General features: G+C 25.4%; 21 protein-coding genes. All 21 read left to right on the plus strand.

The window, feature by feature from the left end:
- Positions 1-13: 13 nt before the first annotated feature.
- The 21 genes from FVE74_RS00660 (at position 14) to FVE74_RS00760 (ending at position 21,182) form a co-directional block, all read left to right on the plus strand.
- Positions 14-1,090 carry a mannose-1-phosphate guanylyltransferase gene (locus tag FVE74_RS00660; protein ID WP_197735160.1) on the plus strand — a complete coding sequence of 359 codons (1,077 nt, stop codon included), beginning with the start codon at positions 14-16 and terminating at the stop codon, positions 1,088-1,090.
- Between the two features lie 23 nt (positions 1,091-1,113).
- Positions 1,114-2,145, plus strand: coding sequence for a GDP-mannose 4,6-dehydratase (gene gmd, locus FVE74_RS00665; RefSeq protein WP_147002751.1), 1,032 nt, complete (start codon positions 1,114-1,116; stop codon positions 2,143-2,145).
- Positions 2,146-2,154: 9 nt separating this feature from the next.
- Positions 2,155-3,084: a GDP-mannose 4,6-dehydratase gene (locus tag FVE74_RS00670; RefSeq protein ID WP_147002752.1), complete on the plus strand. Its 930-nt coding sequence runs from the start codon at positions 2,155-2,157 to the stop codon at positions 3,082-3,084.
- A gap of 28 nt (positions 3,085-3,112) precedes the next feature.
- Positions 3,113-3,886 (plus strand): ABC transporter permease, encoded by a 774-nt coding sequence (locus FVE74_RS00675; protein WP_147002753.1) that lies wholly within the window; start codon positions 3,113-3,115, stop codon positions 3,884-3,886.
- Positions 3,886-5,103 (plus strand): ABC transporter ATP-binding protein, encoded by a 1,218-nt coding sequence (locus FVE74_RS00680; RefSeq protein ID WP_147002754.1) that lies wholly within the window; start codon positions 3,886-3,888, stop codon positions 5,101-5,103. The genes FVE74_RS00675 and FVE74_RS00680 overlap by 1 nt, the downstream gene beginning before the upstream one ends.
- Positions 5,100-5,582, plus strand: coding sequence for a hypothetical protein (locus FVE74_RS00685; protein ID WP_147002755.1), 483 nt, complete (start codon positions 5,100-5,102; stop codon positions 5,580-5,582). Before FVE74_RS00680 ends, FVE74_RS00685 begins: the two co-directional genes overlap by 4 nt.
- Positions 5,557-6,621 carry a glycosyltransferase gene (locus FVE74_RS00690; protein WP_147002756.1) on the plus strand — a complete coding sequence of 355 codons (1,065 nt, stop codon included), beginning with the start codon at positions 5,557-5,559 and terminating at the stop codon, positions 6,619-6,621. The genes FVE74_RS00685 and FVE74_RS00690 overlap by 26 nt, the downstream gene beginning before the upstream one ends.
- 27 nt (positions 6,622-6,648) lie before the next feature.
- Entirely contained in the window at positions 6,649-8,946 is a 2,298-nt protein-coding gene (locus tag FVE74_RS00695) for a hypothetical protein (protein WP_147002757.1), read from the plus strand.
- A gap of 52 nt (positions 8,947-8,998) precedes the next feature.
- The gene (locus tag FVE74_RS00700; RefSeq protein ID WP_147002758.1) at positions 8,999-10,144 is read left to right on the plus strand and encodes a glycosyltransferase; all 1,146 of its coding nucleotides are present in this window, start codon (positions 8,999-9,001) and stop codon (positions 10,142-10,144) included.
- Positions 10,128-10,523, plus strand: a complete 396-nt coding sequence (locus FVE74_RS12260) for a GtrA family protein (protein ID WP_172617422.1) — start codon at positions 10,128-10,130, stop codon at positions 10,521-10,523. The genes FVE74_RS00700 and FVE74_RS12260 overlap by 17 nt, the downstream gene beginning before the upstream one ends.
- A 48-nt stretch (positions 10,524-10,571) precedes the next feature.
- Positions 10,572-11,609, plus strand: coding sequence for a dehydrogenase (locus FVE74_RS00710; protein WP_147002760.1), 1,038 nt, complete (start codon positions 10,572-10,574; stop codon positions 11,607-11,609).
- A 17-nt stretch (positions 11,610-11,626) separates the two neighbouring features.
- Positions 11,627-12,211 carry a D-sedoheptulose-7-phosphate isomerase gene (locus FVE74_RS00715; protein ID WP_147002761.1) on the plus strand — a complete coding sequence of 195 codons (585 nt, stop codon included), beginning with the start codon at positions 11,627-11,629 and terminating at the stop codon, positions 12,209-12,211.
- A gap of 4 nt (positions 12,212-12,215) precedes the next feature.
- Entirely contained in the window at positions 12,216-12,896 is a 681-nt protein-coding gene (locus FVE74_RS00720) for a nucleotidyltransferase family protein (RefSeq protein WP_147002762.1), read from the plus strand.
- Between the two features lie 140 nt (positions 12,897-13,036).
- Positions 13,037-13,927, plus strand: a complete 891-nt coding sequence (locus FVE74_RS00725) for a decaprenyl-phosphate phosphoribosyltransferase (RefSeq protein ID WP_232053974.1) — start codon at positions 13,037-13,039, stop codon at positions 13,925-13,927.
- Positions 13,928-13,940: 13 nt separating this feature from the next.
- Entirely contained in the window at positions 13,941-14,516 is a 576-nt protein-coding gene (locus FVE74_RS00730) for an HAD-IB family phosphatase (protein WP_147002763.1), read from the plus strand.
- Entirely contained in the window at positions 14,513-15,499 is a 987-nt protein-coding gene (locus FVE74_RS00735) for a ribose-phosphate diphosphokinase (RefSeq protein ID WP_147002764.1), read from the plus strand. The genes FVE74_RS00730 and FVE74_RS00735 overlap by 4 nt, the downstream gene beginning before the upstream one ends.
- A gap of 133 nt (positions 15,500-15,632) precedes the next feature.
- The gene (locus FVE74_RS12265) at positions 15,633-15,716 is read left to right on the plus strand and encodes a hypothetical protein (RefSeq protein WP_232054094.1); all 84 of its coding nucleotides are present in this window, start codon (positions 15,633-15,635) and stop codon (positions 15,714-15,716) included.
- Between the two features lie 347 nt (positions 15,717-16,063).
- Positions 16,064-17,701 carry an AAA family ATPase gene (locus FVE74_RS00745; protein WP_147002765.1) on the plus strand — a complete coding sequence of 546 codons (1,638 nt, stop codon included), beginning with the start codon at positions 16,064-16,066 and terminating at the stop codon, positions 17,699-17,701.
- 80 nt (positions 17,702-17,781) lie between these two features.
- Entirely contained in the window at positions 17,782-18,906 is a 1,125-nt protein-coding gene (locus FVE74_RS00750) for a glycosyltransferase (RefSeq protein ID WP_147002766.1), read from the plus strand.
- Positions 18,907-18,966: 60 nt separating this feature from the next.
- Entirely contained in the window at positions 18,967-20,022 is a 1,056-nt protein-coding gene (locus FVE74_RS00755) for a glycosyltransferase family 4 protein (protein ID WP_147002767.1), read from the plus strand.
- A 38-nt stretch (positions 20,023-20,060) separates the two neighbouring features.
- Complete coding sequence (locus FVE74_RS00760) at positions 20,061-21,182, plus strand: glycosyltransferase family 4 protein (RefSeq protein WP_147002768.1); 1,122 nt, start codon at positions 20,061-20,063, stop codon at positions 21,180-21,182.
- Positions 21,183-21,207: the final 25 nt, after the last annotated feature.

Below are 21,207 nucleotides of genomic sequence, written 5' to 3' on the forward strand. Positions count from 1 at the left end.
AGGAGGAATAGTATTGACTTCTGTAGTAATAATGGCTGGTGGAAAAGGTGAAAGATTTTGGCCGAAAAGTAGAATAAATTTACCAAAACAATTTTTATCTTTGACAGATGATGGGAAATCTATGATTCAGCATACTGTTGAAAGAGTAAAAAATCTTGTAGATATTGAAAATATCTATGTAGTCACAAATGAAATGTACAAAAATCTGGTTTCAGAACATATTCCAGATATACCTGAAGCAAATATTATTATTGAGCCTGCTGCAAAAAATACAGCACCTTGTATCGGACTTGCTGCAGTTCATATTGCCAAAAAAGATATAAATTCAAAAATGATAATTTTACCTTCAGATCATCTGATTAAATTCAACGAAATCTTTATTGACACATTAAAAACGGCTTTAGATGTAGTAGAAAAAGATGATAATTTAGCAACAATAGGAATTACTCCAAATTATCCTGAAACAGGATACGGATATATTAATTTTAAAAAAGGTGAAAAATTTAAAAATAAAGCAAATGTCTATGAAGTTTTAAGTTTTGTTGAAAAGCCAAATTTAGAAAAAGCTAAAGAATATTTAGCAAGTGGACAATATTTATGGAATAGTGGAATGTTTGTGTGGAAAACTTCAACTATTTTGAAAAACTTTAAAGAATACCTTCCAGAAATACATGATGGTTTACAAAAAATTGGAGAATCAATAAATACAGAAAAATATGAAAATACATTAAAAGAAGTATTCTCAAATCTTCCATCAGAGTCTATAGATTATGGAATTATGGAAAAAGCAGACAACATTTACGTAATTCCAGGGAACTTCGGATGGGATGACGTTGGAAGCTGGCTTTCACTTGAAAGAATCAACAAGACAAATCAAGATGGAAATGTTATAAAAGGAAATGTAATAAGTATAAAGACTAAAAACTCAATAATTCAGGGTGGAGATAAATTAATTGCGACTATTGGACTGAAAGATGTTGTAATTATAGATACTGATGATGCGATGCTAATTTGTCATAAGAATAATACTCAAGAGGTTAAGGAAATTATTAGCAATTTGAGAATTTGTAATAGAAATGAATATTTGTAAAACAAAAAGATAGGAGATTACAGATGAAAAAAGCTTTAATTACTGGAATAAACGGTCAGGATGGTTCATATCTGGCAGAATTATTATTAGAGAAGGGATATGAAGTCTATGGACTTATGAGAAGAAAAAGTGTAACTACTTTTGGAAATATTGAACATAGAAAAGATGAAATTAAATTTATATATGCTGACATGACAGATTTAGTTTCTTTAATAAATGCAATGAAGATTTCTCAAGCTGATGAGGTATATAACTTAGCAGCTCAATCATTTGTTGGAACTTCATGGGAACAACCAGTTGCAACAGCTGATATTGATGGAATTGGTGCATTAAATATGCTAGAGGCTATTAGAACTGTAAAACCAGAAGCAAGATTTTATCAAGCCTCTACAAGCGAAATGTTTGGGTTGGTTCAAGCGATTCCTCAAACTGAAGAGACGCCATTTTATCCGAGAAGTCCTTACGGAGTAGCAAAATTATATGGACATTGGATAACTAAAAACTATAGAGAAAGTTATGGCATGTATGCATGTTCAGGAATTTTGTTTAACCACGAATCTGAAAGAAGAGGAAAAGAGTTTGTAACAAGAAAAATTACAGATGCAATTGCTAGAATAAAATTGGGTGTGCAAGATGTATTAGAATTAGGAAACTTAGATGCAAAAAGAGACTGGGGACATGCGAAAGATTATGTTAGAGCAATGTGGCTAATGTTACAGCAAGATAAAGCTGATGACTATGTAATTGCAACAAATGAAACTAGAACAGTTAGAGAATTTGTAGAAACTGCGTTTAAACATGTAGATATTGATATTGTCTGGGAAGGGGAAGATGAGAAGGAAATTGGGAAAGATTCTAAAACTGGTAATATCGTAGTAAGAGTTAATCCTAAATTTTACAGACCGGCAGAAGTTGATATTTTAATTGGAAAGCCTACGAAGGCAGAAACTAAATTGGGATGGAAGAGAGAAATACCGTTTGATAAATTAGTTGAAAGAATGGTTGAAAATGATTTGGAATTAGTTAAAAAGGAAATTAAATTGAAATCACTTTAAGGAGAACGAATGAAAGCATTAATAACAGGTGTTGATGGTTTTGTAGGGAAATATTTATCTGAATATCTTTTAGAACAAGGTTATAAAGTATATGGAACAATAATAGCAGAAAATTATAAAAATGATAAAATTAATGTAAAAAAAATGAATTTATTGGATACAGAACAGGTGAATGAAGTTATAAATGATGTAAAACCAGATAAAATATTTCATTTGGCAGGACAAAGCGCTGTAGGACTTTCATGGGAAAAGCCTGTTTTGACTGTAGATATAAATGTAAATGGAACATTGAATTTACTTGAAGCAGTAAGAAATTACAGTAAAGATTCTAAAATATTAATCATTGGTTCAAGTGATCAATATGGTCCAATAAAACCAGAAGAGTGTCCAATCAAAGAAAATAAAATTCAAAATCCACAAAGTCCTTATGGTGTAAGTAAAAAAGCACAGGAAGAAATGTGTAAACTTTATGTGAATGCTTATAACATGAATATAGTAATGGTAAGAGCTTTTAATCATATTGGAGCAGGGCAAAGTAAAAACTTTGTTGTAGCTGATTTTGCAAGTAAAATTGCTCAGATTGAAAAAGGAAGTGAGCCTGTATTAAAAGTGGGGAATTTAGAAACTTTTAGAGATTTTACAGATGTCAGGGATATTGTTAGAGGTTATGCTCTGCTTTTAGAAAAGGGAAAAATTGGAGAGATTTACAATATCGGTTCAGGTAAAGAAATAAAAGTAAGTGAACTTTTAAATAAGTTGGTAAGTATGTCAAAGGAAAAAATAAAAATAGAGATTGATCCTAATAAGTTTAGACCTGTGGATGTGCCGCTTGTAGTGTGTGATAACAGTAAAATTAGAAAGGATACAGGGTGGAAAACAGAATTTTTTATTGATGATACATTGAGAGAAGTATTGGAATATTGGAGAAATTTAGTTTAATTATTATGAATGAAGTGAAAGGAATTATATGAAAATTATAAAAGAGTTGTATGATTATCGGGAGATGCTTTCAAATTTGGTAAAGAAGGATTTAAAAGTTAGATACAAAGGTTCAGTATTGGGATTTTTGTGGACTTTTTTAAATCCGCTTTTGCAGTTAATTGTTTATACGATAGTATTTTCAACAATTATGAAAGTTAATATAGATAAATTTTATATATATTTATTTATTGGATTAATTCCTTGGTTGTTTTTTGCTACTTGTATTCAAGCAGGGTCTACAAGTATTTTGATGAATAAAGATTTGATAAAAAAAATATACTTTCCAAGAATTATACTACCTATTTCAACAGTAAATTCTGCTTTCATGAATATGTTTTACAGTATGATAGTTGTGTTATTGACAATATTGGTCAGTGGTATTGGGTTTAGCAAATATGTATTACTTTTACCACTTGCTATGATTATGCAATATATTCTAGTATTAGGAATGACTTTTATATTTTCTGCTTTAAATGTATATTTTAGAGATTTAGAATATATTTTAAATATTATAGTGATGATATGGTTTTATTTAACTCCAATAGTTTATGAAATTAAAATGATACCAGAAAGATTTCGTTTTTGGTTTTATTTGAATCCGATGACAGGAATAATTAATTTTTATAGAAATATTCTATATTATAAACGAATGCCAAGTTTTAATGCATTTGGTGGAATATTAATTTATGGAATAATTATGATTATCATTGGATATTTTGTATTTGAAAAATTACAAAAAAACTTTGCGGAGGAACTATAATGGCGAAAGATATTGTAATAAATGTAAAGAATGTAGAAAAGAGCTTTAAAATATATAGTGATAAAGGACATACTTTAAAAGAAAGATTGCTTTTTTTTAAACAGAGAAATAGTTATACAAGACATGAAGTTTTAAAAGGAGTAACGTTAGAAATTGAAAAAGGAGAAGTTGTTGGATTAGTTGGACATAATGGCTGTGGAAAAAGTACATTATTAAAATTGATGACAAAAATAATTTATCCTGATAAAGGGAAAATAGAAATAAATGGAAAGATTTCAAGTCTTTTGGAATTAGGAGCAGGATTTCATCCTGATATGACTGGAAGAGAAAACATTTATACAAATGCTTCTATTTTTGGACTTACGAAAAAAGAAATAGATGCTAGATTAGATGATATCATAGAATTTTCTGAATTAGAAGAGTTTATAGATAGTCCTGTTAGAACATATTCTTCAGGAATGTATATGAGACTGGCTTTTTCTGTTGCGATAAACGTTGATGCGGATATTTTGTTGATTGATGAAATTTTAGCAGTTGGTGATGCTAGGTTTCAAGCTAAGTGTTTTAATAAAATGTTGGAGTTAAAAAAAAGTGGTATTACAATCGTGATAGTATCACATGATTTGGGATCAATTGAAAGATTATGTAATAGGGCTATATGGATTGAAAAAGGCGTAATAACCAAAGAAGGGAATCCTCATGATATAGTTAATTTATATTTAAACAGAATTATGTCTAAAGAAAAGACTGAGGGAAATTTTGAATCAATTGAAACTGATAATAGATTTGGGAATAAAGAGATTGAAATTGTTGATGTAAAAATATGTAATTTTAATTATGAAAATACCAATGTTTATAATTCAAATGAAGGGCTAATAATTCAAATAAATTATAAAAAAAATAAAGTAGATTTAAAAGATACTGTAGTAGGATTCGGTATTTTTAGAGATGACGGATTAAATTGTTATGGAACTAATACATACATTGATAATTTTAAAAAAATTAGTATATTTGAAAATGGAATAATAGAAATAAGAATTAACGAATTACAATTATTACGAGGAGAATACTTTATTGATATTTCTTTACATGATGAGTTTGGATTACACTATGATTTTATAAAAAAAATAAAAAAAATAAGAGTATATAGTAAACTAAATGATATAGGAATTTATAGAATAAAACATGAATTTAAACATTTAAAGGAGAAAAATTGAATATAAATAATGAAGATTTTGAAATAAATATAGATTTATTAGAAAAAGAAAAACTAGTAAAAAAAATTAATGAGAATATAAATAGTAGAGATTATATAGGAAATGTTAATTTTGAAAAATCAGATATCTATATTGAAGAGGAAGATAGTATTGAAAAGGATATATTAGAATTATATTTATTATCTGAAATTGAATTAGAAAAAAAAATACAAAAAAGTAAAGGTTTATTAGGTAATTTAAAATATTTTGGAAAAAAGATAATAAAAAAATTAGTTCGACCATATGTAAAACCAATTTATGAAGAACAAAATACTATTAATGGGAATATAGTTAGAATTCTAGATTGTTATAATGAAAAGTTAGAAAAATTAGAAAAAAGTTTGGTTATAAAAGAAAAAGAAATACAAGAAATAAAAAATAGAGTATACGCAAAAGAAAAGGAGGGAAAACAAAATGAAAATAATACAGGTTCTATCTAATATAAGTTACGGAGATGCAGTAAGTAACGATGCGCTAAATATAGATAGAATTCTTAAAAAAAAAGGATATCTTACTAGTATTTATTCAATTGGAATAGACAACAGATTAAAAAATAGAGTTAAAGAATATAAAGATATAGAAAAAGAAAATTTAAAAGAATCAGATGTAGTAATATATCATAAAGCTATTGGAACTAAAATAACTTATGATTTACAAAAATTAAAATGTAAAAAAGTTATGCGCTATCATAATATAACTCCTAGTAAATATTTTAAAAATTATAATAAAATTGCTTATAATAGTGTTAAATATGGAAGAAAAGGATTAAAATATGCACAAAAATATATCGATTATAGTATTGCAGATTCAACATATAATAAAAATGAACTTTTAGAATTGGGATATAAGAATGTAGAAGTAGTTCCTGTTTTTATATCTTTTGAAGATTATAAAAAAGATGCAAATCTCAAAATATTACAAAAATATAATGATAATAAAATAAACATTTTATTTGTTGGAAGGATTGCTCCAAATAAATCACAAGAAGATGTAATAAAATCTTTTTATTTTTATAACAAATATATTAACAAAAACTCGAGATTAATTTTAGTAGGAAATGATAGTGGTTTTGAAAAATACTCTAAATTATTAAAAAATTTAGTTAAAGATTTATATTTAGAAGAAGATGTAATATTTTCTGGACATATAAAATTTGATGAACTTTTAGCTTATTATAAAATATCGGATTTATTTTTATGTATGAGCGAACATGAAGGATTTTGTGTACCTTTAGTTGAAAGTATGTATTTTAATATTCCAATTTTAGCATATAACAGTAGTGCCATAAAAGAAACATTAGGTGGATCGGGTATTTTAGTAAATAAGAAAAATTACTTAATGATAGCAGAATTAATAAATCAAATAATTGAAAACAAAGAATTAAAAGAGCAAATTATTCAAAACCAAAAAAAACAATTAAATAATTATAAATTAGTTAATGTAGAAAAAAAGTTTTTAGAAATAATAGAAAATAAGTAAAAAATTAAATTAAGATTGGAGGAACATATGACTTTATTATTAGGAATAATATTATTTTTGTTTTTTATATTGGTTGGAATTATTTTTTTATCAATTATAGGAATAGAAAAAAAATATTTAACAAATGCTAATTTTTTATTAATAACACCCATTTTAGGTGCTTTAACGATGGTTTGTTTTGGAGAATTCTTAATTTTTATTTTCTCAATGAAATATACTTCTTGGTTATTTTTAATAATTCTTTCAATTATAGGATATATTAATAGGAAAAAAGTTTTTATCGCACTAGAAGTTTTTTATAAAAAAATGAAAGGGTATTTATTATTATCTCTACTAGCAGGAATAATTGTATCAATACCTTCATTAAAAATTTTCTCACTAAATAGTCCAAGAATTATAAACAATGATATTGCATTTTATCTAAGTAGTATGGATTGGTTACTACATAATAGTTTTAGAAATTTTAAAAGTTTATTATCAATAAATCCTAATGTACCTTATTATTCCTTAGCTACATATATGATAAGAGAAACTAGAACAGGAACAGAATTTTTAGGTTCTCAAATAATGGGACTTTTATTTTTGGAACCTCATCAAGTTTATTATTCATTAGGTATAGCAATTAGTTGTATTCTTCCTATGACATCAGCATTTTTTTTAAAATATGTACTTGGAATAAAGAAAAAAACAGTCTTATTTTATATGTTAATTTGTTCTAGCAGTTTATTAATATTTGAGTTACAAAGAATGCAATATACACCACAACTCTTTGGAATTTCTGGAATGATTTTATTTTTAGGAATTATGATAGATTTTGTAAAAAATAAGCAAATAAAAAAAGAAAAATTTTTATTAGGTTTTTCTCTTGCAGGAGTTTTAAGTATATATGCAGAATTTGGAACAATATTATTCACATATTTTTTTATTACCTGTAGTGTTATTTTTTTAGGAAACAAAAATAAGAAGGAATCTTTAAAAAAAATATATGAACTTATATTAGGATGCTTACTATCATTTCCTATTTCTCCACTAGGAATGTTTAAAGCTGTTAAATTCAATCTAGTAGTCTTAACTCAAGTTTTTCAAAAAGTAAGTAATATTGACCCTTTTGAAGGAACTATGATTTCACCAAGTTTATATATTCCTAATATATTAGGATTTTTAATTAGAAGTAAAACTATTTATAATATTAAAATATCTGCTAAAGATTTTAATACATGGGAAAGAGTAGTATTAGGATTATCAATATGTTATCTTTTAATTGGTATTTGTGTAGTATTTTTCATACTATTTAAAAGGATTAATAAATTAAACATAATTTTTATTCTTATATTACTTTTCTTTATTTCATATGGTTATTATTTTAGAAAAGTAAATTTTGCATATGGAGAATATAAATTTTTATTAGGTATCATACCTGTTGCTTTTATGATAATAACTTATTTTATACAACAATTTTTTGACTTTTTAAAAAATGAAAAAATAAAAAATGTATTAGAAATAATTGCAGTTGAATTGATAATTCTATTTGTAATTTTAAATTTAAGCAATACATTATTTTTATCAAGACAAAAATATTTTTTTTATGATAAAAGTCTAATGGAACTAAGAAAAGTAGGCGAAAAACTTCCAAAAGGTAGCATTGTAGATATACCTGGTACTGGAAATGATGTACATGCTGGAGTGTATGCGTTAAAAAATAATAAAGTGAGAATCAAGGGATTTTCTTATTATACAGATTTTTTAAATCCAGAAAAACTAGCTATAACAGGGAGAAGTTATTATACAGGAACATTAGAACAAATGAAAAATATTCCAATGAAAGACAGTGATTATTATCTTGAAATAAAAGATAATGATTCAGATGCTTTAGATATAATAAAAGAAAACAAAAAAATCTATTGGGAAAATCGAAAATATAGATTAGTTCAAAAATCAAGCAAAATAGATAACATAAGTCTAAAAATTGGAAAAGGATTTGATATAGTTGAAATAGAAGGCAAAACTGGTATCCCATTTAGATGGATAACTAATAAAGAAGCAGAAATATCATTAAAAAATCATTCAAATAATAATATAACTATTCAACTAGTAATTGAAATTAAAGGAATAAAAAATATTCATAAAAGTATTGATATTTTTATGAATAATCAATTAATCGGCAGTGGAAAATCTCCTAACCAAGTAAAAACTAAATATTTTATTTTAAAACCAAATAAAAATTACAAGATTTTATTAAAAATGAAAGATCCTTTAACATCTGTAAAAAATGATACAAGAAATTTCGGAGTTCAAGTTAGAGGAATAAAGATAAATGTAAAATAAGTATTAACTATCTAATAGATAACTAAATTAAAAAATAAGTAAAGGAGAAAAAATGAAAAAAAAAATACTATTTATAGTTAATTATTATTATCCATATATAAGTGGTTTATCTGAAACTGTCAGAATATTAGCAGAATACTTTGCGGAAAAAGGTCATGAAGTTACAGTCTTATGTGAAAATCATAATTCAAAAGAAATTTTAAGTGAAGAAATTATAAATAAAGTAAGAATAGTAAGAGCAAAAATATTATTTAAAATAAATAAAGGAATGGTAAGTACAGATTTTATTTTTAAAGCTATTAAAATTTCTAATGAATTTGATGTTATTAATATGCATATTCCAATGTTAGAAGCAGGATTAATCAGTACATTTTTAAAGAAAAAAAGGATCATTACAACATATCATTGTGATATTGATTTAGAAAAGGGCATTTTTAATAGTTTTATAAAAATTATAATGAATTTTTCAAATTCATTATGTTTAAAAAATTCTTATAAAATCTTAAATGCTAGTCTTGATTACGGAAAACATTCAAAATTAGCTTCAAGATATACTGAAAAATTAGTAGAAGTTGGAACAACTATAAAAGAATTTTTTCCAGTAGAAATTAAGAAGAATAAAAATAAGAAAATCATTGGATTTTGTGGAAGAATTGTTATGGAAAAGGGAATAGATGTGCTAATAAAAGCTTATCAAATAATTCAAACAAAAAGGAGTGATGTAGAACTATTAATAGGAGGAGATTATAAAAATATAGCAGGAGGAAGTATTTATCCTAAATTAAAAAAGTTTATAAATGACAATAATTTAAAAAATATAAGATTCTTAGGAAAAATATCTGATGATGAAATGCAATTTTTTTATTCTTCACTTGATGTTTTTGTATTACCAAGTGTTAATCCGTTGGAGGCTTTTGGTTTAGTTCAAGTCGAAGCAATGTTATGTGGGACTCCTGTTGTATCTTCTGATTTATACGGAGTAAGAACAATTGTTCAAAATACAGGTATGGGACTTATACATGAACGAGGAAATGCAAATCAACTTGCTGAATGTATTTTAAAAATTCTAGAAGATCCATCTAAATATACAAAAACTAGAGAAGAAATATTAAAAATTTATAATACAAAAAAGTGTGCTTTAGGATATGAGACATATTTTGATGAAGCAATTAAGGAGAGAAATGACAAAAGATGCTAAAGAGTTAATAAGATATCTATTTTTTGGTGCAATAACAGTTGGAATAAATATACTACTATTAAAATTATTTATTGATCTAGGAGTATATTATATCTTATCAAATATAATATCCTACTTTATAGCAGTTGTAATTAACTATATTTTCAATAAATATTATGTGTTCAAAAGTTTTGAAATAAAAAAAACTAAAATTATAAATGAGCAATTTTTAAAATTTGTTGGAATGCGAATAGTTTCTTTAATTTTAGATAATTTTTTATTTTATATATGTGTAAGTATATTGCAATATCCAATATATTTGAGCCGAATTGTTTTAACAATCATTATTATTGCATTAACTTTTATTTTAAATAAATTTTTTATATTTGTAAACAAATAAAATAAAATTATTACACGAAATATTATTAAAAAGAAAGGAGTAATAAAAATGGTAATTAGAAGTAAAGCCCCTTTAAGATTAGGGTTAGCAGGTGGTGGAACAGATGTGTCTCCATACAGCGATGAATTTGGAGGTTATGTATTAAATGCAACTATTAATATGCATTCTTATTGTACAATAGAAGAAACTGATAATGGAAATATAACTTTTGAAGCAATTGACCGTAATGAAAAATATGAAACAAATATCAAGAGTTACATTGAATTAGATGGATTATTGGATTTACATAAAGGTGTATATAATAGAATAGTTAAAGACTTTAATAGAGGAGAACCGTTACCGGCTTTTAAAATGACTACGTTTTCAGAAGCGCCAGCTGGTTCAGGATTAGGGTCCTCATCAACAATGGTAGTTGCTATACTTAATGCATATGTAGAATGGCTAAAATTACCTTTAGGGGAATATGATATTGCTAATTTAGCATATAAAATAGAAAGAATTGATATAGGATTAAGTGGTGGGAAACAGGATCAATATGCCGCTACATTTGGTGGTTTTAATTTTATGGAATTTTATGAGAAAGACAGGGTTATTGTAAATCCATTAAGAATAAAAAATTGGATAAAAAATGAGTTGGAACATAGAATGCTATTATTTTATACAGGAACTTCTAGAGATTCTGCAAAAATAATAGATGAACAGGTAAAAAATGCAACTAAAAAAGATAATAGGAGTATAGAAGGAATGCATGAACTAAAGAAAAATGCATTGATAATGAAAGAAGCTGTTTTAAAAGGAGATTTTGAGTTGTTTACTGAATGTCTTGGAAATGGATGGAATGCGAAGAAAAAGACAGCTTCTGTAATTTCAAATCCTTTAATAGAAGAAATTTATGAGGAAGCTATAAAAAACGGAGCGAAAGCCGGGAAAATTTCTGGAGCAGGAGGAGGAGGATTTATGATGTTTGTAATTGATCCTTTGAAACGTATTCAGATAAAAAAAGCATTAAAGAAATATGAAGGCAATGTAATGGAATTTTCATTTTCTGATAAGGGAATTGAAGCCTGGACATTGAATGATAAATAAACAAGGAGGTAAAAGTTATGAAAAATTTTATAAAGAAGCAAATTGAAGATTCTTATAAAACAAAAAAAATGATATTAGAAAATGAGGAAATAATAGAATTAATAAAAGAAGTTGGAGAAAAAACAATAGAAGTTTATAAGAATGGTAAAAAAACAATAATTGCTGGAAACGGAGGAAGTGCAGCAGATGCTCAACATATGGCAGGAGAATTTGTAAGCAAATTCTATTTTGATAGACCAGGATTGAAATCATTAGCAATAACGACAGATACTTCGATTTTAACAGCAATTGGGAATGATTATGGATATGATAGAGTTTTTGCAAGACAATTAGAAGCAAATGGAGATGAAGGAGATATATTTTTTGCTATTTCAACTTCTGGAAATTCTAAAAATATAGTTGAAGCATTAAAAGTGTGCAAAGAAAAAGGTATACTAACAGTTGGATTGACAGGAGAAAAAATTGGGAAAATGGATGAACTTTGTGATTATGTTATTAAAGTACCATCAACTGAAACACCAAGAATTCAAGAATCTCATCTTCTGATTGAACATATGATATGTGCAATTGTAGAAGAAGCTATATTTGGGAAAGGTTTTTAGTAATATGGAAGCTATAGTATTAGTAGGAGGAAAAGGGACTAGACTAAGATCAGTTGTTTCTGATGTTCCTAAACCAATGGCTCCTGTGAAGGATAAACCGTTCCTGGAGTATTTATTAAATGAGTTAATTGATCAAGGAATAAGTAAAGCAGTATTAGCAGTCGGTTATAAAGCAGAAATAATTATAGAATATTTTGGAAATAGGTATAAGAACATTGAAATTGAATATTCAATAGAGGAAAACTCTTTAGGAACTGGCGGAGCAATAAAAAAAGCATTGGAATTAACTACAGAAAGCAACATCGTAATCGTTAATGGCGATACATTTTCAAAGGTCAATTTAGTGGAAATGATGAGAAAACATTTAAAGAATAGAGCAGACTTAACAATAGCAACAAAGACTATGAGAAAATTTGACAGATATGGCCAAGTTTTAAGTGAAAATGATAAAATAGTAGGTTTCAGGGAAAAACAGTATTGTGATGAAGGAAATATAAATATAGGAACATATATAATAAAGAAAAATTTTTTTAAAGATGTAAAAACAGAGGAAATTTTTTCTTTTGAAAATGATATTATGGAAAAATATTTTGATGAAATGAATTTTATAAGTTATTTGTCAGATACAATATTTATTGATATAGGAATTCCTGAAGATTATGAAAAGATTCAAAATATTATTTAATGAATTTATTTCAATAATTAATAATAGTTGTTATTTATTTTAGAAAATACACAAATGAAACAAAATAGATAACAAAAATTAAAATATTTTTAATATATTTATTAAAAATTATCTATCTTGCCAAGAAAGGATTTATATTAATGATAAAAAATTATATAAAATTAATGCGTCCAAAACATTATTTAAAAAATGGATTAATACTTGCACCTTTATTTTTTTCAAAAGAAATTAACATTTTAAACAAAATAATTGATGTTTTATTTGCTTTTTTAGCATTTTCACTTATTTCTTCAACAATTTATATTATAAATGACACTATGGATGCTGAAAAAGATAGACAGCATCCTAAAAAATGTAAGAGACCAATAGCCTCAGGACAAATATCTAAAAGAAATGCTATTATTTTTTCAATATTTTTATTTATATTATCACTCACTTTCCACTATTTTGGAAATAGAAATAAATTATTTTCCATATCAACGATATATTTAATAAGTTATTTTTTTATAAATTTATCTTACAGTTTAGGATTAAAAAATAAACCTATCTTAGACTTAGTACTTTTATCTGCAGGTTTTTTACTTAGAGTTTTATATGGTGGAGAAATTACAGATGTACCAATATCATATTGGTTATATTTAATAGTTATAACGTTTTCATTTTATATGGGATTTGGTAAAAGACGAGGCGAATTAGAAATAAAAGGGGATAAAAATACTAGGGAAGTTTTGAAAAAATATTCTTATGAATTTTTAGATAAAAAAATGAGTATTTTTATGGCATTAACATTGGTATTCTACTCTTTATGGACTGTTGACAAAAAAACAACTGACGTTGTTGGAAGTGATTTATTTATATGGACAGTTCCTTTAGTAATTATCATTTTTTTACGATATAGTTATGTTATTGAATTGGGAGAAAGCGATGGAGATCCTGTTGAAGTACTTTTATCGGATAAAGTGTTAATAAGTTTAGTTATAGTTTATATTTTAGTAACAATAATATTTTTTTATAAAAATTTTATTTTTTAGGAGTTAAGTATTAATGAATGTATATGACTTTGATAAAACAATATATGATGGTGATAGCACATTAGATTTTTATATTTTCTCAATAAAAAGAAATTTACTATTATTAAGATATTTTCCTAAACAGTTTTCGGGGATAATTTTATATCATTTAAAAATTATAAATAAAGAAAGATATAAAGAATTTTTCTTTTTATTTTTAAACGGAATTAAAAACATAGATGATGAAATAAAAAAATTTTGGGAAAGAAATGAAAAAAAAATAAAAAATTGGTATTTAAATCAAAAAAATGAAAAAGATGTTGTCGTTTCAGCTTCGCCTGAATGGCTGTTAAAACCAATAACTGACAAATTAGAAATTAATTTAATTGCAACTAAAGTTGATAAGAGAACAGGGAAATTTAATAGTTTAAATTGTTATGGAAATGAGAAAGTAAAAAGATTTAAAGAAAAATTTCCAAATGGAGAAATAGAAAATTTTTATTCAGATCATCATTCTGATACGCCAATGTTTTTGATTTCTAAAAATGCTTGGATTGTAAAAGGAGAAAAAATAGAAAAATGGACTGATGGAAAGGAACAAATAAAATGATAGCTTTGAGTAAAGAAGATAAAGAAAAAATAAGAATTTTTGCGGGGTCATCGAGTAAAGAATTAGCAAAAAAAATAGCAGAGTACCTTGAAATAGATTTATCTTCAAATCAGATAGTAAAATTTGCAGATGGAGAAACTTTTGTAAAATCGAATGAAAGTGTTAGAGGTTGTAAAGTATTTATTATTCAATCAACTTCAAAACCAGTAAATGAAAGTTTAATGGAATTATTGATATTTATTGATGCGTTGAGAAGAGCTTCAGCAAGAGAAATAACAGCAGTAATTCCATATTACGGATATGCAAGACAAGATAGAAAAGCAAGTCCAAGAGAGCCAATTACATCAAAATTAGTTGCAAATTTATTGACAGTAGCAGGAGCGACAAGAGTAATTACAATGGATTTACACGCAAGACAAATTCAAGGATTCTTCGATATTCCAGTAGACCATATGGAAGCATTGCCAATTTTAGCAAAACACTTTATAAAATACGGATTCAGTCCAGAAGATACAGTTGTAGTATCGCCTGATGTTGGAGGAGTAAAAAGAGCTAGAGGATTGGCAAACTGGTTGCATACACCACTTGCAATAATTGATAAACGAAGAGCAAAAGCGAATGTATCAGAAGTTATGAACATAATTGGAGATGTAAAAGGTAAGAAAGCAATTTTGATAGATGATATGATCGACACAGCTGGAACAATTTGTAATGCAGCTCAGGCATTGATAGACAAAGGTGCGACAGAAGTTTATGGATGTGCAACTCACGCAGTATTTTCAGGTCCAGCAATTGAAAGATTAAAAAATTCAGCATTTACAGAAGTTGTAATAACAGATAGTATAGAATTGCCTGAAGACAAGATTTTTAATAAGTTAAGAATACTTACAACTAGTAAAATGTTTGCTGAGATAATAAAAAGAATAGCAACAAATGAGGCAATTAGTGACTTATTTAAAATACCTAAAGAAGACAATTTATAATTTCTGGTAATAAAATAATTTAAAATAAAGAAACTCTTCTATAACTTATTTTCGGAATAACAGTTATGCTATTAAACATTAGTTTATTAAAATATCAACAGGTCTCGGAAATGTATTAGACACTATTATTTGTATTTTATTTCAATACTTTACTAATAAAATATGGGTTTTTGAAAGTAAAAATAATGGTAAAAAGGCTATCAAAGAATTTATATAATTTATATTAGCAAGAGGTTTAACTGCGATTATTGATCAGATTTTTGTTGTAGTTGGGATAGATTGTTTTGTGGTAAAAGACATTAGTTATTCACAACAGGGAATATTTAGTGTGGGAATCAAGATTTTATCAAATATTATTGTAATTGTATTGAATTATATCTTTTCTAAATTATTTGTATTCAACAAAAAAAAACAATAAATCACTAACAGCACAATGACAACTAAATAACCGTGATCAAAAATATTTTACTCTCATTCTTTAAAATTTGCAATATAATAGATTTTTCTTATCAAAAATAGTATAATAAACTATAAGCAAAAATGAAAAAAGGCTGGAGGTTTATTATGAAAAGAGGATTACCAATAGGTACTGAAGATTTTGGAGAAATTATTGAACAAGGAAGTTTTTATGTTGATAAGACTGCATTTATAGAAGAGATATTGAAAGACAGTGCTAAGGTAAAGTTATTTACACGTCCTAGAAGATTTGGGAAAACATTGACTTTGTCTATGTTGAGATATTTTTTTAATATTGAAAATAAAGAAGAGAATGAGAAATTTTTTTCTGAATTATATATTTCAAATAGTGAATATATGAAATATCAAGGGAAATATCCTGTGATTTTTATTACACTTAAAGATCTGAAGCACGATACATGGAAAGAATGTCTTAAAGGTATAAAATCAGTGATTTCAGATTTGTATGATGGATATAGTTTTATACGAGAAAGTCTTGATGATAGAAACAAAAAGAAATTTGATAAAATATTTTATGAAGAAGATGGAAATTATGAAAAGGGATTGTTGGATATTTCTAAATATCTATATCGTTATTATAATAAGAAAGTTATTCTTTTGATAGATGAGTATGATGCTCCTCTTATAAATGCTTATGAGAAAGGATTTTATGATGAGGCAATAAATTTTTTTAGTGCACTTTATAGTTCTGTGTTAAAAACGAATGATTATCTCCAAATGGGAGTTCTTACAGGTATTTTAAAGGTTGTAAAAGAAGGAATATTTTCAGGACTCAATAATATCGAGACTTATACGGTGCTTGATGATCACTATTCTGACACTTTTGGATTTACTGAAAAGGAAGTGGAAAAAGCTGTTAGAGAATATGGATTGAAAGATGAAATTGGAGAAGTTAAAAAATGGTATAATGGGTATAAATTTGGAAATTTTGAAATTTATAATCCTTGGAGCATATTAAAATACTTAAAAAACGGAAAAACCGAATCATACTGGATAAATACAGCATCAGATCTTACAATATTAAGATTGCTAAAAGAGGCAAATGAATCAATGTTTGATGGATTATTAAATATTTTTAATGGAAAAAGTTCAATACAGTCAATAAATGTATCTTCTGAAATGAACAATATGCAAAATTCTCAAGAAATATGGCAATTAATGCTATTTAGTGGCTATTTGACAATTGATAAAAAAATAGATGAATATACGTATTCTTTAAAACTTCCGAATTATGAAGTGAAATCATTTTTTAAAGAAAAATTTTTGGAGTATAATTATACTGAAAACAAAAGTTTATTCAAAAAAATGATAAATGCGTTATTGTTAAAAGATATTGATAAATATGCAGAACTTTTACAAAAGATATTATTAAATTCTATGAGTTATCATGATGGTGCAAAAGAAGAAAAATTTTATCATAATCTAATTTTAGGAATGCTTTTGTATTTAGACAGTGAATATAGCATAAAATCAAATATAGAAGAAGGATATGGAAGAACAGATGTACTAATGTTTCCTTTAAATAAATTGCAGCCAGGATTTATATTTGAATTTAAGGTATCTGAAACAGATGATAACAAATCCATGGAAAAAGCTGCAGATGAAGCATTAAATCAAATAAAAGACAGAAAATATGAAACAGAAATGAAACAAAGAAAAGTAAAGGATATTTTACATTTAGGAATAGCATTTAATGGAAAAAAAGTAAAAGTAAAATTAGGATAAAGTTTTAAGAATAAAATGTTTTTAATTATGGTTATTTAAGTTGGTTATGATTTTTTATTTAAAAAAATTCAGGAGATATTATGAACAAAAAAACAATAGTTTTATCGGGAATAAACCTGATTGAAGGCGGTCCATTGACCATTTATAAGGAATGCCTTAGATGTGTAGAGAAATATTTTTTAGAAAATTATGAAATAGTGGCTCTTGTACATAACAGGGAACTTTTTTCTGAATTTGATTCAAAAATAAAGTTTATTGAATTTATGGATTCTAAAAAAAGTTATTTAAAGAGATTTTATTATGAATATTTTTATTTCAAAAGATTGTCAAAGAAACTAAAGCCTTATTTATGGTTTTCATTGCATGATATGACTTCGAATGTAGCAGCAGACAAAAGAGCAGTTTATTGTCATAATCCTATTATTTTTTATGATATGAAGATAAAAGATATGATTAATGAATTTAAGATGTTTATGTTTTCTAGATTTTATAAATATATCTACAAAATTAATATTAAAAAAAATAAGTTTGTTGTGGTTCAGCAGGACTGGATTAGAAAAAGATTTAAGAAAATTTTTAAAATAAAAAATGTGGTTGTTGCTCATCCTAATGTTGTTATAGATGATTCAAATAATAATTGTAAAAATACAAAAATAGTAAAAAATAGTTTTTTATATCCTTCATTTCCTAGAATTTTTAAAAATTTTGAAGTCATTTGTAAAGCTGTTGAAATATTAGAAAATAAAAATATTGAAAATTTTAAGGTATATTTGACAATAGATGGAAGTGAAAATATTTATTCAAAGGAAATTGTTGAAAAATATGGCCGTTTAAAATGTATTGAATTTATTGGATTACAAACAAGAGAAAATTTGATGAAATATTATAGTAAAATAGAAACAGTGATATTCCCTTCTAAACTAGAAACTTGGGGATTGCCTATTTCAGAAGCGAAGGCATTTGGTAAAAATATAATTTTGGCAGATTTGGAATATGCGCATGAAACACTGGGAACTTATGAAAAAGTGATGTTTTTTGGGCCTGATAATGCTGAAAAATTAGCTGAAAAGATAGAAATGTTGATAAATGATGATGAAAATATGAAAAATATAGAATTTGATGGAAATTTTGAAAAAAATATTGAAAAACCATTTTGTAAAAATTGGAAGGAATTATTTGATATTTTACTTTTGGATAATAGATAATTTATTTAAATTATCACAAATAATTTTTTATAAAATATAGAAAGAAGTTTAAAAAAGAGTATGGGAAAAGATAAAATTGTTATATATTTTGGATTTAATAATCCACTTATATATAAACGTGGAGTAGAAAATGTTATATTATCTCAATCTATGGCATTGCCAGAAAATGTAAAAAAATATTATTTATTTTTTGGTGAAAAAGATGAGGAATTTTTTTGGAATGATATAAAATGTATATCAATAAAGCATGATTTATTTAGATTTTTTAAATTAAATACATTTTTAAATAAATTGTGTAGAAATGCTGAATGTGTTATTCATTCTCATAATTATTTGATGAGTTTTTTTCTTTTGAAAAAAACAGATATATTTACTGTTCATGATGGGCTTTTTTATTTATCATCCCAAACCAATCATAGATTTAAAAATATTTTTAAATTTATTGAAAAAGCAGTCTATAAAAAAAGTAAATTAGTGCATTTTATATCGAAATTTACAAAAGAAGAATCACTTTATAATAAAGATAACTTTATTATTATTTATAACACTACTCCACTTGAAAAAGTAAAAGTAAAATTTGAAAACGAGAACTGGGATTCTAAAAAAGTAAAAATATTTACAGTAAGAAGTATTGAAGAAAGAGTAAATTTAGAATTACTTATTGAACTTGCCCAAAGAAATAAAGATTTTGAAATAAAGGTTTCTGGAAAAGGACCTTTGATTGAAAAATATAGAGATGAAATAAAAAATAAAAAATTAGATAATATTGAATTAATGGGATTTTTAGAAGATGAAAAAATAAGAAAATACTATAAAGACTGTGATATTGTTACAGTTTTGGCAAAATATGGGGAAGGTTTTGGGCTTCCTATTATCGAAGGATATTTGCATGATAAGCCTGTCTTTGCTTCAAATGTATCGGCAATTCCTGAAGTTATTATTAATAAGGAATTTTTAGTAGAGAATGATGTTATAAATTTAGAAAATAAAATTTTAAATTATTTAAAAAAGAATAAAAGTTATAATTTTAAAGAATACTATTATAGTAATTTTGGAAATGATGTGATAAGGGATAAATATTTTAAATTGTATAATCATACTTTTAAAGTAAAGTAATTTAAATATGGAATTTATAAAAAAGGAGTTATATAAATATGGAAAGAAAAAAAATTTCACTTGAAATTCAGTGGGCTGTAGGACCTAAAACAGGAGTTGGCTGGTATATTTTTAATATTGTAAAAGGATTGGTTCAAAATAATAAGAATGATTATACTGGTGAATTTATAAATTTTATGAATAGGCATAATGTTAAGGAACAAATTAACTATGATATAAAAATAAAGCAAAATAAATTTATTTCATATAGAATTTATAGCATTTTAACTCAAAAATTAAAAATAAGCCATAATTTTTTGATGAATACAAAATCTGATATATATCATTTTTTTAATTTTATAATTCCTAAAAATATAAAAGGAAAAGTAATTGTTACAATTTACGATACTGTATTTTTTTCTGCACCTGAAACTATGGGTGGTATGAAAACTATTAGCGAATATAAATATGCTGCTGAAAGATCTGATTTAATTATAACTATTTCTGAAAGTGCTAAAGCTGATATTATTAAACATTTTAATATAGATGAAAAAAAGATAAAAATTGTAACTCCTGGAATTGATTTACAAAAATATTCTTACAAATATTCTGAATCTGAACTTGAAAATATTAGAAAAAAGTATAATTTGCCCAAAAATTATATTTTATATTTGGGAACAATTGAACCCCGAAAAAATATTGAAAGAATTGTGAAAGCGTTTAAAAAATATAAAAAGGAAATTAATGATGATTTAAAACTTGTGATTGTGGGAAGAAAAGGCTGGAAATATGATAATATTATGAAACTGATTGAATCAATGGGAACGGATATTATAATTACTGGATATATTGATGAAGAAGATAAAGTTCCTATTTATAAACTTGCACAGATTTTTGTTTTTCCATCTTTATATGAAGGTTTTGGAATGCCGATATTAGAGGCTATGGCATCAAAAACACCGGTAATCACATCAAATATTTCTTCAATGCCTGAAGTAGCAGGAAATGCTGGAATGTTGGTAGATCCTTTTAATGAAAATGAAATTTTTGAAGCATATAAAAAAATTTTGTCAGATGATGAACTAAAAAAAGAAATGGTGCAAAAAGGATTGGAACAGGCAAAAAAATTTGAGTGGAAAAAATCTGTAGAAATGCTTGAAAAGATTTATGAGGAAATATAATAGACTTAAAATAAAATATGGAAAG

Source organism: Leptotrichia wadei, from assembly GCF_007990445.1.
In the GTDB taxonomy this organism is placed as follows: domain Bacteria; phylum Fusobacteriota; class Fusobacteriia; order Fusobacteriales; family Leptotrichiaceae; genus Leptotrichia; species Leptotrichia wadei_A.

Coding starts and splice junctions, on each gene's coding strand:
- gmd (WP_147002751.1), top strand. CDS start 1,114: ATGAAAAAAGCTTTAATTACTGGAATAAACGGTCAGGATGGTTCATAT.
- FVE74_RS00670 (WP_147002752.1), top strand. CDS start 2,155: ATGAAAGCATTAATAACAGGTGTTGATGGTTTTGTAGGGAAATATTTA.
- FVE74_RS00675 (WP_147002753.1), top strand. CDS start 3,113: ATGAAAATTATAAAAGAGTTGTATGATTATCGGGAGATGCTTTCAAAT.
- FVE74_RS00680 (WP_147002754.1), top strand. CDS start 3,886: ATGGCGAAAGATATTGTAATAAATGTAAAGAATGTAGAAAAGAGCTTT.
- FVE74_RS00690 (WP_147002756.1), top strand. CDS start 5,557: ATGAAAATAATACAGGTTCTATCTAATATAAGTTACGGAGATGCAGTA.
- FVE74_RS00695 (WP_147002757.1), top strand. CDS start 6,649: ATGACTTTATTATTAGGAATAATATTATTTTTGTTTTTTATATTGGTT.
- FVE74_RS00700 (WP_147002758.1), top strand. CDS start 8,999: ATGAAAAAAAAAATACTATTTATAGTTAATTATTATTATCCATATATA.
- FVE74_RS12260 (WP_172617422.1), top strand. CDS start 10,128: ATGACAAAAGATGCTAAAGAGTTAATAAGATATCTATTTTTTGGTGCA.
- FVE74_RS00710 (WP_147002760.1), top strand. CDS start 10,572: ATGGTAATTAGAAGTAAAGCCCCTTTAAGATTAGGGTTAGCAGGTGGT.
- FVE74_RS00715 (WP_147002761.1), top strand. CDS start 11,627: ATGAAAAATTTTATAAAGAAGCAAATTGAAGATTCTTATAAAACAAAA.
- FVE74_RS00720 (WP_147002762.1), top strand. CDS start 12,216: ATGGAAGCTATAGTATTAGTAGGAGGAAAAGGGACTAGACTAAGATCA.
- FVE74_RS00725 (WP_232053974.1), top strand. CDS start 13,037: ATGATAAAAAATTATATAAAATTAATGCGTCCAAAACATTATTTAAAA.
- FVE74_RS00730 (WP_147002763.1), top strand. CDS start 13,941: ATGAATGTATATGACTTTGATAAAACAATATATGATGGTGATAGCACA.
- FVE74_RS00735 (WP_147002764.1), top strand. CDS start 14,513: ATGATAGCTTTGAGTAAAGAAGATAAAGAAAAAATAAGAATTTTTGCG.
- FVE74_RS00745 (WP_147002765.1), top strand. CDS start 16,064: ATGAAAAGAGGATTACCAATAGGTACTGAAGATTTTGGAGAAATTATT.
- FVE74_RS00750 (WP_147002766.1), top strand. CDS start 17,782: ATGAACAAAAAAACAATAGTTTTATCGGGAATAAACCTGATTGAAGGC.
- FVE74_RS00755 (WP_147002767.1), top strand. CDS start 18,967: ATGGGAAAAGATAAAATTGTTATATATTTTGGATTTAATAATCCACTT.
- FVE74_RS00760 (WP_147002768.1), top strand. CDS start 20,061: ATGGAAAGAAAAAAAATTTCACTTGAAATTCAGTGGGCTGTAGGACCT.